The following is a 14,945-nucleotide window of genomic DNA, read 5'->3' on the forward strand; positions in this document are numbered from 1 at the left end:
GCACGAGGGAGTGCAGGTGCGCGAGTTCTCCGTCCCGCCGATCGTCACGGTCGGCGATTCCGCCAACCTGACCGACCCGGTCTGGGACAACGCCGAAGCCGCCCCGGACCTGGTCCAGTTCGTCCGACGGGACGGCTCCGGCGGATGGGTCGACGTGACCTGCCGGCAGTTCCGCGACGAGGTGGTGGCGGTGGCCCGGGGCCTGGTCGCGGCCGGGGTCCGGCCCGGTGACCGGGTCGCGCTGATGAGCCGCACGCGGTACGAGTGGACCCTGGTCGACTACGCCATCTGGGCGGCCGGCGCGGTCACCGTGCCGATCTACGAGACCTCCAGCGCCGAGCAGGCCGCCTGGATCCTGGCCGACTCCGGCGCGGTCGGCGTCGTGGTGGAGACCACCGCGCACGCCACCCTGGTGGCCGGCGTCCGCGACGACCTGCCCGACCTGGCCCACCTCTGGCAGATCGACCTCGGCGGGGTGGACGACCTGGTCGCCGCCGGCCAGGCGGTGGAACCGACCGAGATCGACCGCCGACGCGCGGACCTGCGCTCCTCGGACGTCGCCACGATCATCTACACCAGCGGCACCACCGGCCGACCCAAGGGCTGCGTGCTGACCCACCGCAACATGTACGCCGACATCGCCAACGCCGTCCCGGTGCTGCCGAACCTGTTCCGCCCGAACGCGTCGACCCTGCTGTTCCTGCCGCTGGCGCACTCCTTCGCCCGGCTCATCCAGATCGGCGTGGTGCACGCCCGGGTCACCATGGCGCACTGCGCCGACCCCAAGCACCTGGTCGCCGAGTTGCAGGAGGTCAAGCCGACCTTCGTGCTCTCCGTGCCCCGGGTCTTCGAGAAGGTCTACAACGGCGCGAAGCAGAAGGCCGAGGCCGCCGGCAAGGGCAAGATCTTCGCGCGGGCCGAGGCGGTCGCCATCGCGTACAGCGAGGCGCTGGAGACCTCGTCCGGGCCGGGCCTGGGCCTACGCCTGCAGCACGCGCTCTTCGACAAGCTGGTCTACGGCAAGCTGCGGGCCGCGCTGGGCGGCCGGTGCCGGGACGCGATCTCCGGCGGCGCGCCGCTGGGTGCGCGGCTGGGGCACTTCTTCCGGGGCGTCGGGGTGACCGTCTGCGAGGGGTACGGCCTGACCGAGACCTCCCCCGCCGCCTCGGCGAACCTGCCGGACTTCACCCGCATCGGCACCGTCGGTCGGCCGCTGCCCGGTGTGACCATCCGGATCGCCGACGACGGCGAGGTCCTCATCGCCGGTGAGCTGATTTTCCAGGGGTACTGGCACAACGACGCGGCCACCGCCGAGGCGATCACCGCCGACGGCTGGTTCCACACCGGTGACCTCGGCTCGCTCGACGGCGACGGCTACCTGACCATCACCGGTCGAAAGAAGGAGATCATCGTGACGGCCGGCGGCAAGAACGTCGCCCCGGCCGTGCTGGAGGACCAGGTCCGGGCACACCGCCTGGTCAGCCAGTGCCTGGTGGTGGGCGACCGGCAGCCGTTCATCGCCGCGCTGGTCACCCTCGACGAGGAGGCCCTGCCGGCCTGGCTGGAGTCGGCCGGGCTGCCGGCCGGGACCGACGTCGAGTCGCTGCGCGAGAACGAGGCGTTGCGGGCCGAGATCCAGGCCGCGGTGGACCGGGCCAACCAGTCGGTCTCCAAGGCCGAGGCGATCAAGGTGTTCCGGATCCTGCCCCGCGACTTCACCGAGGCCACCGGCGAGCTGACGCCGTCGATGAAGGTCAAGCGTCAGGTCGTCCACAAGACGTACGCGGCGGAGATCGCCGACATCTACGGCGCCTGACTACGATCCGTCACGTGCCCGCCTCGACATCGGCCCTGGCCCGTTCCCACCCGCTCGCCGCGGCGGCGCGGGTGGTCGTGCTCGCGCTGGTCGCCGTCCTCACCCTGCTCGCCACCCGCGACGTGGCCCAACTCTGGTGGATCGCCCTGCTGGCGATCGCCGGACTGCCCGCGCTGCTGGCACCCCAGCACCGCCTGGTCGGGCCGCTGAGCCGGGTGGCCGAGGTGATGGTGCTCGGCCTGGCCGCGAGCCAGGTCGCGGCGGTCGCCACCGTCGGCGGCCACATCGGCGGGCTGGGCGCCTCCGCGGTGCTGCCCTACCTCGCCGTGCCGGTCACCGTGACCGCCCTGCGGCGACGCTTCCGCGAGGGCGCCACGCTGATCGCGGTCGTCGCCGGGACCCTGCTGGTCGCCGGGGCGCTGACCGAGGTCGGCGGGGTACGCCAGCTCAGCCAACCCGGCTACCTGGCGGTCTGCGCCCAATGGCTGATCCTCGCCGCGCTCGGGCTCTACGCGGCCAGCACCCTGCACCGGGTGATGCAGGTCCGGCAGGAGGGCAAACCGCAGCCGTACGCCGAGGCGACCCGCCTGCTCACCCAGCTCCGTACGGTGGCCCGGCAACTGCCCGGGGCGACCCTCGATCCGGGCGGCATCTCCGAGCACCTGCTGGAGGAGTTGCGCACGGTGGCCCGGACCGACCGGGGTGCGGTGCTCTCCGCCAGTGGCGGCGGGCGGCTGGTGGTGCTCGCCCAGATCGGGGCCGACCGGGTCGACTGGGAGACCACGCTCGACGCCGACTCGGCCATCGCCGACGCCTGGGCCAGCCAGCAGCCGCAGACCGCGGCCCGCTCGCAGTCCCGCACGCACCGGGGCAACGATGTCTCCGCGCTGATCGTGCCGCTGGTCGCCGGGCTGCGTACGGTCGGGCTGGTGGTGCTGGAGGCCGACGCCGGGCAGGCGTACCCGCCGTCGGTGGTGTCCCAGGTGACCGCGCTGACCGGTCCGGCGGCGCTGCGCCTGGAGGCGGCGCTCCTCTTCGACGAGGTGCGGTCGCTGGCCACCAACGAGGAACGGCAGCGACTGGCCCGGGAGATCCACGACGGGGTGGCGCAGGAACTCGTGATGGTCGGCTACGGCATCGACAACGCCCTGGCCACCGTGCACGACGACGCCGAGGAGACCGCCGACTCGCTGCGGACGCTGCGCCACGAGGTCACCCGGGTCATCACCGAGCTGCGGCTGAGCCTGTTCGAGCTGCGCAGCGAGGTCGACCGGCACGGCGGCCTGGCCGCCGCCATCGCCGAGTACGCGCGGACGGTCGGCGCCTCCGGCGGGCTGCGGGTGCACCTGTCGCTGGACGAGTCCACCGCGCGGCTGCCCGCCGCGACCGAGGCGGAGCTGCTGCGCATCGCCCAGGAGGCGGTCACCAACGCGCGTAAGCACGCGGGAGCGTCCAATCTCTGGGTCACCTGCGAGGTGGATCCCCCGTACGCACAGATCGAAGTGTCGGATGACGGTCACGGCATAGGTGACCAGCGCTCGGACGGGCACTATGGTCTTGCGATCATGGCCGAGAGAGCGGAACGTATCCGAGGCCGGTTGGAGATCAGGCCGCGACAGCCCAGCGGGACGACCGTAGCGGTGGTGGTCGGGTCGTCCCCCCGGCGCGATAACGTTCGCGGTAGCGGCGCAGCAGCAGAAGGGGAGTAACCCGAGGATGACCACAAGCCCGACACCGGCCACTCGTACCAAGGTCCTCCTTGTCGACGATCACGACCTGATCCGTAAGGGCCTGCGCCACGCCTTCGAGCGTGACCGGCAGTTCGAGGTCGTCGGCGAGGCGGCGACGGCGGCCGAGGGCGTACGGCAGGCCGGCGCGCTGCAGCCGGACGTGGTGATCATGGATCTGCGACTCCCCGACGGCAGCGGCCTGGAGGCCACCCGCGCGCTGCGCAAGTCCAGCGCCACCATGGGCATCGTGGTGCTCACCATGTACGCGGGCGACGACCAGCTCTTCGGCGCCCTGGAGGCCGGGGCCAGCGCCTTCGTGCCGAAGACCGCGCCCGCCGACGAGGTGGTCGCCGCCGCCCGGCACGCCGCCTCCTCCCCCAGCGCCTTCACCGCCGCCGACCTGGCCGAGGCGATGAAGCGGCGGCTCGCCCCGTCCGGTCCGCAGCTCTCCCCCCGCGAGGGCCAGGTGCTGCGCCTGCTCGCCGACGGGATGAGCGTCGCCGGCATCGCCAAGCAGCTCTTCGTCAGCGAGTCCACCGCCAAGACCCACATCTCGAAGCTGTACGAGAAGCTGGGTGCGGCCAACCGGGCCCAGGCGCTGATGACCGCGCTGCGGCTCGGTCTGCTCGAGGCCCCGGACGCGCCGAAGTTCTGATCCATCCGTCGCGACTCCCGGCGTCGAGGCCCGTCCTCGCCGCCGGGGCGTCGGGGCGTCGGGTCGCCCCTCGGCAGGAAAACGCATCTCCGCACGTCAATGACCCTCTCCGTGATCGCGCTATGGCCTCCCGCGCCCAGGCGGGGCAGAATACCGGCCGGGGCGGTGTCGCCCCGGCTGGCGCGAAGGGGTGTGGCATGCAGCGGCCGGACTGGTCACCCGAGACGATCGACGTCGAACGACCCAGCGTCGCCCGCATGTACGACTACTATCTCGGTGGCTCGCACAACTTCGCCGCCGACCGGGCAGCGGCCCGGGCGATGATGGCGCTGGTGCCGGAGGCTCCGCTGATGGCCCAGGCCAACCGCGCCTTCCTGCGCCGGGCCGTGCAGTACCTCACCGCCGCCGGAGTCCGGCAGTTCCTCGACGTCGGATCGGGCATCCCGACCGTCGGCAACGTGCACGAGATCGCCCAGCGGCACGCCCCCGACTCCCGGGTGGTCTACGTCGACGTCGACCCGGTGGCGGTGGCGCACAGCCGGGAGATCCTGGCCGACACCGAGCGGGCCACGGTCGTCCAGGAGGACTTCCGTCATCCCGAGCGGATCCTCGCGCATCCCGACGTCAACGCCCTGATCGACTTCTCCGAGCCGGTCGCCGTGCTGGTGGTCGCGGTGCTGCACTTCGTACCGGACGACGACCGCCCGGCCGACCTGCTGCGTACGCTGCGGAAGGCGCTGGCCCCCGGCAGCCACCTGGTGCTCTCGCAGGCCAGCGACGACGGCCGCGACGAGGCCGAGCGGGCCGAGGCCGAGGAGGTCTACCAGCGCACCGACAGCCCGCTGTGGGTGCGCAGCCGGGCCGAGCTGACCGCGTTCTTCGACGGCTTCGAGCTGGTCGAGCCCGGGGTGGTGTGGGTGCCGCAGTGGCGTCCGGAGACCCCGGAGAGCGCCGAGAACGCCGAGCAGGCGGTCTTCCTGGGCGGGGTCGGGCGGCTCGGTGGTTGAGCCTCCGGACGGCCGTTCCTGCGCCGGCACGTTCGCCCGCGCCTGGGCCAAGGCGGTCTCCGGGACCAGCTACCTGCCGATGCCACACGCCCAGTTGGAGCTGCTGTTGCAGCAGCTCACCGACCAGCTCGCCGAGGCGCTGCGGGCGGAGCCGCTCGACCTGCGGGTGGGCCACCGGGTCGCCAACGAGTTGGTCGCCGCGCACATCGCCTCCGCCGAGGCGCTCGGCCGCACCGTCGAGGTGATCCAGCTCCGGCTGGTCCGCGACCTCGACCTGGTCGCCGACGACATCGAGGACCGGATGGCCCGGCTGCTGGCCGCGATCGCCACCGCCTACGCGCGGGCCCTGCACGACCGGACGCTGGACGAGCAGGAGTCGATCCGCCGGGCCGCGCTGACCGCCCGGGTGGACGCGGAGCGGGCGTTGCGGGCCAGCGAGGCCCGGTTCCGCCACCAGGCCACCCACGACCCGCTGACCGGCCTGCCCAACCGCACGCTGTTCGCCGAACGGCTGGTCGCCGCGCTCGGCGGCACGGTCGGCGCCGGGCGGCGGGTCGGATTGTGCTTCCTCGACCTGGACCGCTTCAAGCGGGTCAACGACTCGTACGGTCACTCGGTCGGCGACCGGGCCCTCGTGGCGGCGGCCCGGCGGCTGTCGCGGTCGGTGGAGCCGCACCTGGTGGCCCGGCTCGGCGGGGACGCGTTCGTGGTGCTGGTGGAGCGCTCCACCGGCACCGGTGACGTGGTCGCGGTCGCCGAGGCGGCCCTCGCCGCGCTCTCCGAGCCGGTGGTGGTCGGCGGGCACGACGTGACGGTCACCGCCAGCGTCGGGGTGGTGGAACGGCGGGCCGCCGACACCTCCCCCGACGACCTGCTGCGGGCCGCCGGCAGCACGCTGCACTGGGCCAAGTCGGCCGGTGGCGGCGGCTGGGCGCTCTACGACGCCGAACGCGACGGCCGCGAGCAGGCCCGTCAGGCGTTGAGCGCGGCGATCCCCGCCGGTCTGGAGCGCGGCGAGTTCTACCTCGACTACCAGCCGCTGACGTCGCTGCACGACGGTTCGGTGCTCGGTGTGGAGGCGCTGGTGCGCTGGCGTCACCCGGACCTGGGGGTGCTGCGACCGAACAGCTTCATCGGGCTGGCCGAGGAGACCGGGCTGATCGTGCCGCTGGGGGCCTGGGTCCTCGCCGAGGCGTGCCGGGAGGCGGTCGGCTGGACGGCCGCCGCCGGCGCACCGCCGTACGTCAGCGTCAACCTCGCGGTCCGCCAGGTTCGCCGTCCCGGGCTGGTGGAGGAGGTGAGCGCTCTGCTGCGGCGTACCGGTCTGCCACCGCACCGGCTGCAACTGGAGATCACCGAGAGCACCATGATGAGCAGCGCCGAGGAGCCGGTACGCGCCCTGCGCACCCTGGCCGACCTGGGCGTCCGCATCGCCATCGACGACTTCGGCACCGGCTACAGCAACCTGGCGTACCTGCGTGACCTGCCGGTGACGGAGCTGAAGGTGGCCGGCGAGTTCGTCCGGGGGTTGCGCTCACCGGGCGACCGGGCCAATGAGCGCATCCTCGCCTCGCTGGTCTCGCTGGCGCACGCCCTGGACCTGACGGTGACCGCCGAGGGGGTAGAGACCGTCGGGCAGGCCGAGCGGCTGCGCGCGATCGGCTGCGACGCCGGCCAGGGCTGGCACTTCGGCCGTCCCGCCCCCGCCGAGAACATCCTCGCCCGCATCCGCTGAGGCACCGCGCCCGGTCCGCCGAGGCACCGCGCCGCGTGCACTCGGTGTCGCGCCGCACGCGCTCGGTGCCGCGCGCTCGTGTGTTAGGAGGGGTCCCCTGCTATACACCAGGCGTTAGCCGGGGGCCCTTCCTTACCTCGGGTCGGTGAGCAGGTCGGACAGGCGGCGGGCCTGGGTCTCCCAGCGCCACTCCCGCTCCACCCAGGCGCGGCCGGCCGCCCCGAACTGGCGGGCCAGGTCCCGGTCGGTGAGCAGGGTGACCACCCGGTCGGTCAGCTCGGCGAGGTCCCGGCCGTCGACCACGTACCCGGTCTCGCCCTCGCGGACCGCGTCGGGCGCGCCGCCGGAGTTGCCGGCCACCACCGGCAGACCGGCCGCCGACGCCTCCAGGTAGACGATGCCGAGTCCCTCCACGTCCAGCCCCCGGTTGCGGGTGCGGCAGGGCATCGCGTAGACGTCACCGGCCGCGTAGTGCGCCGGCAGCTCGGCCTCGGGGATCGAACCGGTGAAGACCACGTCCCGCTCCACCCCGGCCTGGCGGGCCAGCCGGGCCAGCGTCGCCCGGTACGGGCCGCCACCGACCACCAGCAGCGCGGCGTCGGGCACCCGGCGGCGGATCAGCGGCAGTGCCCGGATCAGCATGTCCTGGCCCTTGCGCGGCACCAGCCGGGACACGCAGACCACCACCGGCCGGTCGGAGAGCCCCAGCCGGTGGCGTACCCCGCTGCCGTCGACCGCCGGGTGATAGAAGTCCACGTCCACTCCGGGTGCGAGCCGGCGCAGGTCGGTCAGGCCGTCCAGCGCCCGCGCCAACCGGGTGCGGGTGTACTCGCCGAGGTAGGTCACCACGTCGGCGCCCCGGCCGATGCGCCGCAGCGCGGTCCGGGCCACCGGGAGCGCCGCCCAGCCCACCTCGTGCCCGTGGGTGAGGGCGACCACCCGCCGTACGCCGGCCCGTCGCCGCAGCCCGTTGGCGAGCAGCCCGAGCGGGGCGGCCGCGCCGAACCAGATCGTGTCGCAGTCGTAGGCGCGGGCCAGCCGGGCCGCCCGTCGGGCGACCAGCGGGGTGGGCAGCAGCACCTTGGTGCGTTCGCGCACCACCTCGTACGGCTGGTCGGCGTCGAACTTGTCGGCGTCGGGCCAGCTCGACGCGTAGACCACCACCGAGCCGGCGGGCTGGTGCACCGCGAGGTTGTGCACGAAGGACTGGATCCCACCCGGCCGGGGCGGGAAGTCGTTCGTGATCAACAGCGTGCGGCTCATCGGCCGGCCTCTCGGGCGTAGGCGCGGGCGGCGGCGATCCGCTCCACGGTGGACGGGTGCGTGGCGGAGTAGAGGTACTCCCAGCGGGGCGGGTCCGGGTCGCCGAGGTTGACCGAGGAGATCCGGCGCTGCATCGCCTCGAACGCGGCCGGGTCTCCGGTCAACGCCAGCGCGTGCGCGTCGGCGCGTGCCTCCAGCCGCCGCGACATCAGCGCCTGCATCGGCGTGAACACCAGTCCGGCCACCGTGACCAGGGCGAGCAACAGCGGGAACGCGCGGGGCTGGGCGACCGAGTCCACCCCGGCCATGCGCAGCAGCGGCGGCCAGGAGCCGATCAGGTAGAGCGCCACCACGGCCGCCGCCGCGCCCAGCGCGCCGGTGAGCGTGAAGATGGGCACGTCCCGGTCGCGGGCGTGGCCCAGTTCGTGGGCCACCACGGCCTTCACCTCGGCCGGGGTCGCCTCGCGCAGCAGGGTGTCGTAGACCACCACCCGCCGGGTCGGTCCGATCCCGGAGACGTACGCGTTGACCGCGTTGGTGCGCCGGGACGCGTCGGCCACCAGCACGTCGCGCACGGGTACGCCGTCGCGGTCGGCCAGCTCCATCAGCTCGGTGCGCAACGGGCCCGGTTCCATCGGACTGATCCGGTTGAACACCGGCTCGACGAGCACCGGCAGCACGAAGGAGAGCAGCACCACCAGGGTGGCCGCACCGGCCGCGCCGAACGCCCACCACCAGCGGGGCGCCAGCCGGATCACGGTGTAGAAGCCGAGCAGGGCCACCGCGCCGATCACCGCGCTGACCGCGTACGACTTGAGCAGGTCCACCGCCCAGCCGCCCCACCCGTTGGTGGCCAGCCCGTACCGGGTGAGCACGCTGTGCCGCCAGGCGGCGAACGGCAGCGTCAGCAGGTCGGCGACGAGCACCACGGCCAGCCCGCCGAGGATCGCCTGGGCGGTCCAGTGCCCACCGAACGGGCGCCCGGCCAGCTCGACCAGGCGGCTGCCCAGCGGCGTCAACCCGAGCGCCAGCGCCACCAGCAGGCCGATGCCCAGCGCGGCCCAGCCGCCGGGGCGCAGCGCCGCCCGGAACTCCCGGGCCCGCTCGACCTGTTCGGTGGGCAGGTCACGCAGCGCCGCGAGCTGGTCGGCGCGGGGGGCCGGCGGACGATGCCACGGGATCAGCACCAGCGCGGCCAGCACCACGGTGAGGCCGAGGACGACCAGGGTGAGCACCGCCCAGCCGCGCGGACTCACCGGGCCGTCCCGCCGTCACCACGGCCGGCACCGGGCCCGACGCCCACCGTGCGCCTCATCTCGCCGCTCCTGTCGCCATGGGCGCTCATCCTATTGCCCGCCACGACCGGGGCCGCGCCCGCGCCGAGGACCGGGGCCGTGCCCGCGCCCGCGCCCCCCGGGCATCGCCGCGGAGACCGAGCCGGCCCACCGTCGCGCGCGGTCGCTCGGACCGGCCGGGTCAGGAGCGGGCCAGCCGCCGCAGCAGCGAGTCGGCCCCCAGCGGGTACGCGCCGTGACGGCGTACGCCGTCGGCGACCTCCCGGTCGGAGGAGACCACCACCACCGCGCGACCGGGCGGCTCGGCGCGGACCAGTCGGCGGATCAGTTCGTCGGCGGTCTCCCCCTTGCGGGAGAAGAGCACCCGCACCCCGCGCGGGGTGGGTGGCAGTCCGTGCATGCGTTCGGCGCCGTCGAAGACGACGGTGACCTCGTCACCGGTCTGCGCGGCGATGCCGCCGAGGCCGCTGATCAGGCGCTTGCGTTGTTGCTCCAGGGACATCTCGCCGAAGCCGCGCTTGGTCACGTTGTAGCCGTCGACGACCAGGTGGGCCCGGGGCAGCGCGAGCAGTTGATCCAACCGGCCCGGGTCGTCGGTGTCCTGGGCGCGGGCGGCGGCACCGGCCGGGGTGGCCGCCGACGAGTCGGCGTAGGTGTCCGCGACGAAGTCGGCCGGCAGTTTGTCGACCGGGTCCAGGGCCAGCTCGCGGCGCAGCCCGACGGCGGCCTGACCGATGGTCTCCAGCAGCAGCCACAGCCGCGCGTCGTCGACCGAACGGGCCTCCTTGGCGCTGGACCGGGCCACCCCGGCCGCCGCCTCGGCCTCGGCCAGTCGCGCCCGGGCCCGGCGCAGCTCGGCGTCGGCGTCGGCCGCCGCGCGGGCAGCGCGGCCCCGCTCGGTGGCGAGCAGTTCGGCCGCCCGGCGCTCGCGGGCCTGGGTCTCCCGGAGCGTACGGGCCAGTTGGCGGGCCTCCTCGCGGAGCTGGCCCATCTCCTCACGGACCCGGGCCACCTCGTCGCGCAGCTTGTCGGCCTCGACCCGGGCCACCGCCCGGTCGTGCTCGGCGCGGGTGGCCCGTTGCTCGGCCAGGCGGACCAGCTCGGCGACGACCGCGCTGTCCGCCTCGGCCCGGACCGCCGCGCCGCTGGCGTCGATCAGCTCGCGCCAGCCGCGAGGTCGGGCCAGATAGGCCAGGGCCGCCACCTCGACCGGGTCGGCGGCGGCGGGTGCGGTCCCCTCCACCACGGCGGTGCCGAGGTCACCGGCGTCGGCCAGGACCCGGGCGGTGACCCGCTGCCGGAACAGCGGGTCGGCGGCGAGCTGGGCGGCGATAACGGGCGCGCCGAGTCGGGCCCGGCGGTTGGGGGCGAACTTGGCGACCCGGCGCAACGGCACGGGCACCTCGTCGGAGGGCAGGCTGGGGAGCACGGCGGCGGTGAGCGAGACGATCCGTTGGCGGACCGGCTCGGGCAGGCTCGGCTCCGGCTCCGCCGGCTCTCCAGCGGTCGCCGCCCCGTCGGCAGAACCCACCTCACCAGCGGCCGGCACCGTGACGACCTGCTCCTCCTGCGGGAGGTTGTCGTCGGACGGCTCGGTGAGGGGCATGTGGCAAGTCTCCCACCGCGACCGGGCCCACCGCCTGGTGAGTGAGCCGATCTCTCATCCTAGACCGGTGGTGACGTACGGGACCCGTGGGACGCCCGGGACCGGAGTGTCGCACCGGGCGGTTAGCGTGCCGGCGATGGCACAACAGGAGTACCTCCAGCCGGCGCTGGCCGGGCTCGACCCGACCGTCGACGGCGTCGACCCGGCGCTGCCCCTGTACGCGACGACGTTCGTGGTGGTCGACCTGGAGACCACCGGTGGTGCCCCGGACGGCGGCGGGATCACCGAGATCGGCGCGGTCAAGGTGCGCGGCGGCGAGGAGCTGGGGGTGTTGGGCACCCTGGTCAACCCCGGAGTCCCGATCCCGCCGTTCATCACCGTGCTGACCGGCATCACCCAGGCGATGCTGCTGCCTGCGCCACCGATCGAGCAGGTGCTGCCGAGCCTCCTGGAGTTCGTCTCGGACGCCGTGCTGGTGGCGCACAACGCGCCGTACGACGTCGGTTTCCTCAAGGCCGCCTGCGCCCGGCACGGCTACCGCTGGCCGAACCCCCGGGTGCTGGACACCGCCGCACTCGCGCGCCGGGTGCTGCTGCGCGACGAGGTGCCCAACCGCAAGCTCGCCACGCTGGCCGCGTACTTCCGGGCCGGTACCCAGCCGACCCACCGCGCGCTGGACGACGCCCGGGCCACCGTGGACGTCCTGCACGGGCTCATCGGCCGGCTCGGCGGCCACCGGGTCGACACCGTCGGCGACGCCATCGAGTTCTCCCGCGCGGTCACCCCGACCCAGCGCCGCAAACGGCACCTCGCCGAGGGCCTGCCCCGGTCCCCGGGTGTCTACATCTTCCGGGCCGCCGACGACCGGCCCCTCTACGTGGGGACCTCCCGGGACATCGCCACCCGGGTCCGCAGCTACTTCACGGCCGCCGAGAAACGCGCCCGGATGTCGGAGATGCTGGCCGCCGCCGAGCGCGTCGAGGCGGTGGAGTGCGCGCACCCGCTGGAGGCCGAGGTCCGCGAGCTGCGGCTGATCGGGGCGCACGCGCCGCCGTACAACCGACGGTCGAAGTACCCGGAGCGGATGGTCTGGCTGAAGCTGACCGACGGGCCGTACCCCCGGTTGTCGGTGGTCCGGGAGATCTCCCCCGGCGACCGCGCCTACCTCGGCCCGTTCACCTCGCGGCGCACCGCGGAGCTGGCCGCCGCCGGTTTCCACGACGCGGTGCCGCTGCGCCAGTGCACCCACCGGCTGTCGCTGCGCACGATCACCCCCGCCTGCGCCCTGGCCGAGCTGGGTCGCTGCCCGGCGCCCTGCGAGCACCGGATCACCCCTCAGGAGTACGACGACCGCGCGGTGCAGCCGTTCGCCACCGCCACCACCGGTGACCCCCAACCGGTGGTGGACGCCCTGCTCGCCCGGATCGAGACGCTCGCCGCCGCCCAGCGCTACGAGGAGGCCGCGACGCTGCGGTCCCGGCTGGCCGCGGTGCTCCGGGCCACCGTGCGGATGCAGCGGCTCGCCGCGCTGAGCGGGATCGCCGAGCTGGCCGCCGCCCACCCGGCCGCCGGGGGTGGCTGGGAGCTGGCGCTGGTGCGGCACGGCCGGCTGGCCGGTGCCGGGGTCTCCCCGGCCGGCGTCCACCCTCGACCGACGCTGGCCACGATCCGGGCCACCGCCGAGACGGTGTCGCCCGGTCACGGTCCGGTCCCGGCGGCCACCCCGGAGGAGTCGGAACGGATCCTGTCCTGGTTGGAACGTCCGGAGACCCGGCTGGTCGAGATGTCGGACAGTTGGGCCTCCCCGGTGGCCGGCGCGGGCCGCTTCCGGGACCTGCTGGAGAAGGCCGAGAGCGGCGCATCTCACCAACTCTGGTCCGAACGCTCATGAGCAACTGTCCGATCGGACTACGTCGGCTCACTTACTCTGTTAAGGAAGTGCATTCCTGCCCGTTTCGAGGGTCTGCTCCCGGTTGCCGGTCTCCGGCACTCGCGGGGTGGGCGTCAGGGGGTGTCCCAGGTGGACGTCGACGCCGGACATGGCGGAGCCCTGGGCGGTGCGCTCCCGACACAGCCGAGTGAGCTGCCCCTGGCCCGTAGGCTCCGCTCACTGCTGACCTGGCCCACCGCCGAGGCCGAGCCGGTCGGCCATCTGGTCCGCACCCACCGTGCCATCCACACCGGCACCGACCCGGCCGTGCTGCGCCGGGCGTACACCATCGCGGAGAACATGCACCGGGGGCAGTTCCGCAAGAGCGGGGAGCCGTTCATCACGCACCCGCTCGCGGTCGCCGAGATCTGCGCCGACCTGGGCATGGACACCACCACCCTGGTCGCGGCGCTGCTGCACGACACGGTGGAGGACACCCGCTACACGTTGCAGGCGCTGGCCGAGGACTTCGGCCACGAGGTGGCGCATCTGGTCGACGGGGTGACCAAGTTCGACAAGGCGTTCTACGGTAAGGCCGCCGAGGCGGAGACCATCCGCAAGATGATCATCGCAGCCGGCAAGGACGTCCGGGTGCTGGTCATCAAGCTCGCCGACCGCCTGCACAACATGCGGACCCTGGGCGTACGCTCGGCCGCCTCGCGGGAGCGGATCGCCCGTAAGACGCAGGAGGTGCTGGTACCCCTCTGCGACCGGCTCGGCATCCAGACCCTGAAACGGGAGCTGGACGACGTGGTGCTGCTGCACCTGGAGCCGGACGAGCACTCCCGCATCGCCCGGCACGTGCACGACCGCCCCGGATGGGACAGCTACCTCGCCGAGGTGGTGACCCAGTCCCGGGTGGCGTTGCGCCGGGGCCGGGTCGACGCCACGGTGGCCCCTCGCCCCCGCCACCTCTACTCGATCTGGAAGGACACCGTGTCCGGCGGGCACACCGTCCCGTACGACCTGCCCCGGATCACCGTCGTGGTGGACGGCCCGGCCACCGACTGTTACGCCGCCCTCGGCGCGATCCACGGGCTGTGGCGCCCGGTGCCGGGCCGGTTCAAGGACTTCATCGCCTCGCCGAAGAACAATCTGTACCGCTCCCTGCACACCACCGTCTGCGGCCCCAAGAACCGCACCGTCGAGGTGCTGATCCGCACCGAGGAGATGCACCGGTCCGCCGAGTACGGCGTGGTGGCCGACTTCCGCTTCCCGCGCTCCGGTGGTGCCCGCGCCGAGCAGCTCGACTGGCTGCGCCGGGTGCTCAACTGGGAGCAGGACGCCGCCGACCCGGCGCAGTTCCTCCAGTCGCTGCGCTGCGACCTGTCCGAGGCGCAGATCCAGGTGGTCGCCGAGGGCCGACAGGTCGTGCTGCCGGGCGGGGCCACCCCGGTCGACCTGGCGTACGAACTCGGCACCGACCGGGGTGACCGGTGCCTGGCCGCCCGGATCAACGGCCGGCTGGTGCCGCTCTCCTCCGAGCTGGAGGAGGGCGACGTGGTCGAGATCTTCACCGAGACCGACGCGGAGAGCGGCCTGGACGCCGAGGTCGCCCCGCGCGGCCCCCGCCGGGAATGGCTCGGCTTCGTCAAGTCGCCGCACGCGCAGATGCAGATCAACCGGTGGTTCGCCGACCACAGCGAGCCCGGCATCTCGATCAGCGACAAGGTGCGCCTCGGCCGGGCCACCATCGGGCTGGCCCTGCGTCAGCACAACCGGGGCCTGGCCAGCGACCTGCCGCTGCTGCGGCTCTCCGAGGAACTCGGCTACCCGGACCTGGAGACCCTGCTGGTCGCGGTCTTCGACCGGGTGATCGAACCGGACACCGTGGTACGCCAGCTCATCGACCTGGTCGACCACCGGCAGTGACCGGCCGGCCGTCCCGCGACGCGCGCCCGGCGTACG

10 protein-coding genes are annotated in these 14,945 nt (G+C 73.8%); 7 read left to right on the plus strand and 3 right to left on the minus strand.

Features of this window, described 5'->3' with window-relative positions; translation table 11 throughout:
- Positions 1 to 16 precede the first annotated feature (16 nt).
- The 5 genes from HUT12_RS24630 to HUT12_RS24650 all read left to right on the plus strand — a co-directional run bounded on the left by HUT12_RS24630 (position 17) and on the right by HUT12_RS24650 (position 6,943).
- Positions 17 to 1,816: a long-chain fatty acid--CoA ligase gene (locus HUT12_RS24630; RefSeq protein WP_176094907.1), complete on the plus strand. Its 1,800-nt coding sequence runs from the start codon at positions 17 to 19 to the stop codon at positions 1,814 to 1,816.
- Between the two features lie 14 nt (positions 1,817 to 1,830).
- Positions 1,831 to 3,525, plus strand: a complete 1,695-nt coding sequence (locus HUT12_RS24635) for a GAF domain-containing sensor histidine kinase (RefSeq protein ID WP_131054281.1) — start codon at positions 1,831 to 1,833, stop codon at positions 3,523 to 3,525.
- Between the two features lie 7 nt (positions 3,526 to 3,532).
- Entirely contained in the window at positions 3,533 to 4,201 is a 669-nt protein-coding gene (locus HUT12_RS24640; protein WP_088972416.1) for a response regulator transcription factor, read from the plus strand.
- Positions 4,202 to 4,398: 197 nt separating this feature from the next.
- On the plus strand, positions 4,399 to 5,208 hold the full coding sequence (locus HUT12_RS24645; protein WP_176094908.1) for an SAM-dependent methyltransferase: 810 nt from the start codon (positions 4,399 to 4,401) through the stop codon (positions 5,206 to 5,208).
- Positions 5,209 to 5,287: 79 nt separating this feature from the next.
- The gene (locus tag HUT12_RS24650) at positions 5,288 to 6,943 is read left to right on the plus strand and encodes a bifunctional diguanylate cyclase/phosphodiesterase (RefSeq protein ID WP_176095952.1); all 1,656 of its coding nucleotides are present in this window, start codon (positions 5,288 to 5,290) and stop codon (positions 6,941 to 6,943) included.
- A gap of 132 nt (positions 6,944 to 7,075) precedes the next feature.
- Here the strand turns inward: HUT12_RS24650 and HUT12_RS24655 are convergent, their stop codons facing one another.
- The 3 genes from HUT12_RS24655 to HUT12_RS24665 all read right to left on the minus strand — a co-directional run bounded on the left by HUT12_RS24655 (position 7,076) and on the right by HUT12_RS24665 (position 11,107).
- A complete protein-coding gene (locus HUT12_RS24655; protein ID WP_176094909.1) occupies positions 7,076 to 8,206 on the minus strand; it encodes a glycosyltransferase family 4 protein in 1,131 nt (376 codons plus the stop codon).
- The gene (locus HUT12_RS24660; RefSeq protein WP_176094910.1) at positions 8,203 to 9,462 is read right to left on the minus strand and encodes a M48 family metallopeptidase; all 1,260 of its coding nucleotides are present in this window, start codon (positions 9,460 to 9,462) and stop codon (positions 8,203 to 8,205) included. Before HUT12_RS24660 ends, HUT12_RS24655 begins: the two co-directional genes overlap by 4 nt.
- Before the next feature lie 220 nt (positions 9,463 to 9,682).
- On the minus strand, positions 9,683 to 11,107 hold the full coding sequence (locus HUT12_RS24665; protein WP_176094911.1) for an NYN domain-containing protein: 1,425 nt from the start codon (positions 11,105 to 11,107) through the stop codon (positions 9,683 to 9,685).
- Between the two features lie 136 nt (positions 11,108 to 11,243).
- Between HUT12_RS24665 and HUT12_RS24670 the strand changes: the two genes are divergently transcribed.
- Both HUT12_RS24670 and HUT12_RS24675 read left to right on the plus strand, forming a co-directional pair.
- Complete coding sequence (locus HUT12_RS24670; protein ID WP_176094912.1) at positions 11,244 to 12,998, plus strand: DEDD exonuclease domain-containing protein; 1,755 nt, start codon at positions 11,244 to 11,246, stop codon at positions 12,996 to 12,998.
- Positions 12,999 to 13,127: 129 nt separating this feature from the next.
- On the plus strand, positions 13,128 to 14,909 hold the full coding sequence (locus HUT12_RS24675; protein WP_176095953.1) for a bifunctional (p)ppGpp synthetase/guanosine-3',5'-bis(diphosphate) 3'-pyrophosphohydrolase: 1,782 nt from the start codon (positions 13,128 to 13,130) through the stop codon (positions 14,907 to 14,909).
- Positions 14,910 to 14,945: the final 36 nt, after the last annotated feature.

The sequence above is a fragment of the Verrucosispora sp. NA02020 genome (genome assembly GCF_013364215.1).
Classification (GTDB): domain Bacteria; phylum Actinomycetota; class Actinomycetes; order Mycobacteriales; family Micromonosporaceae; genus Micromonospora.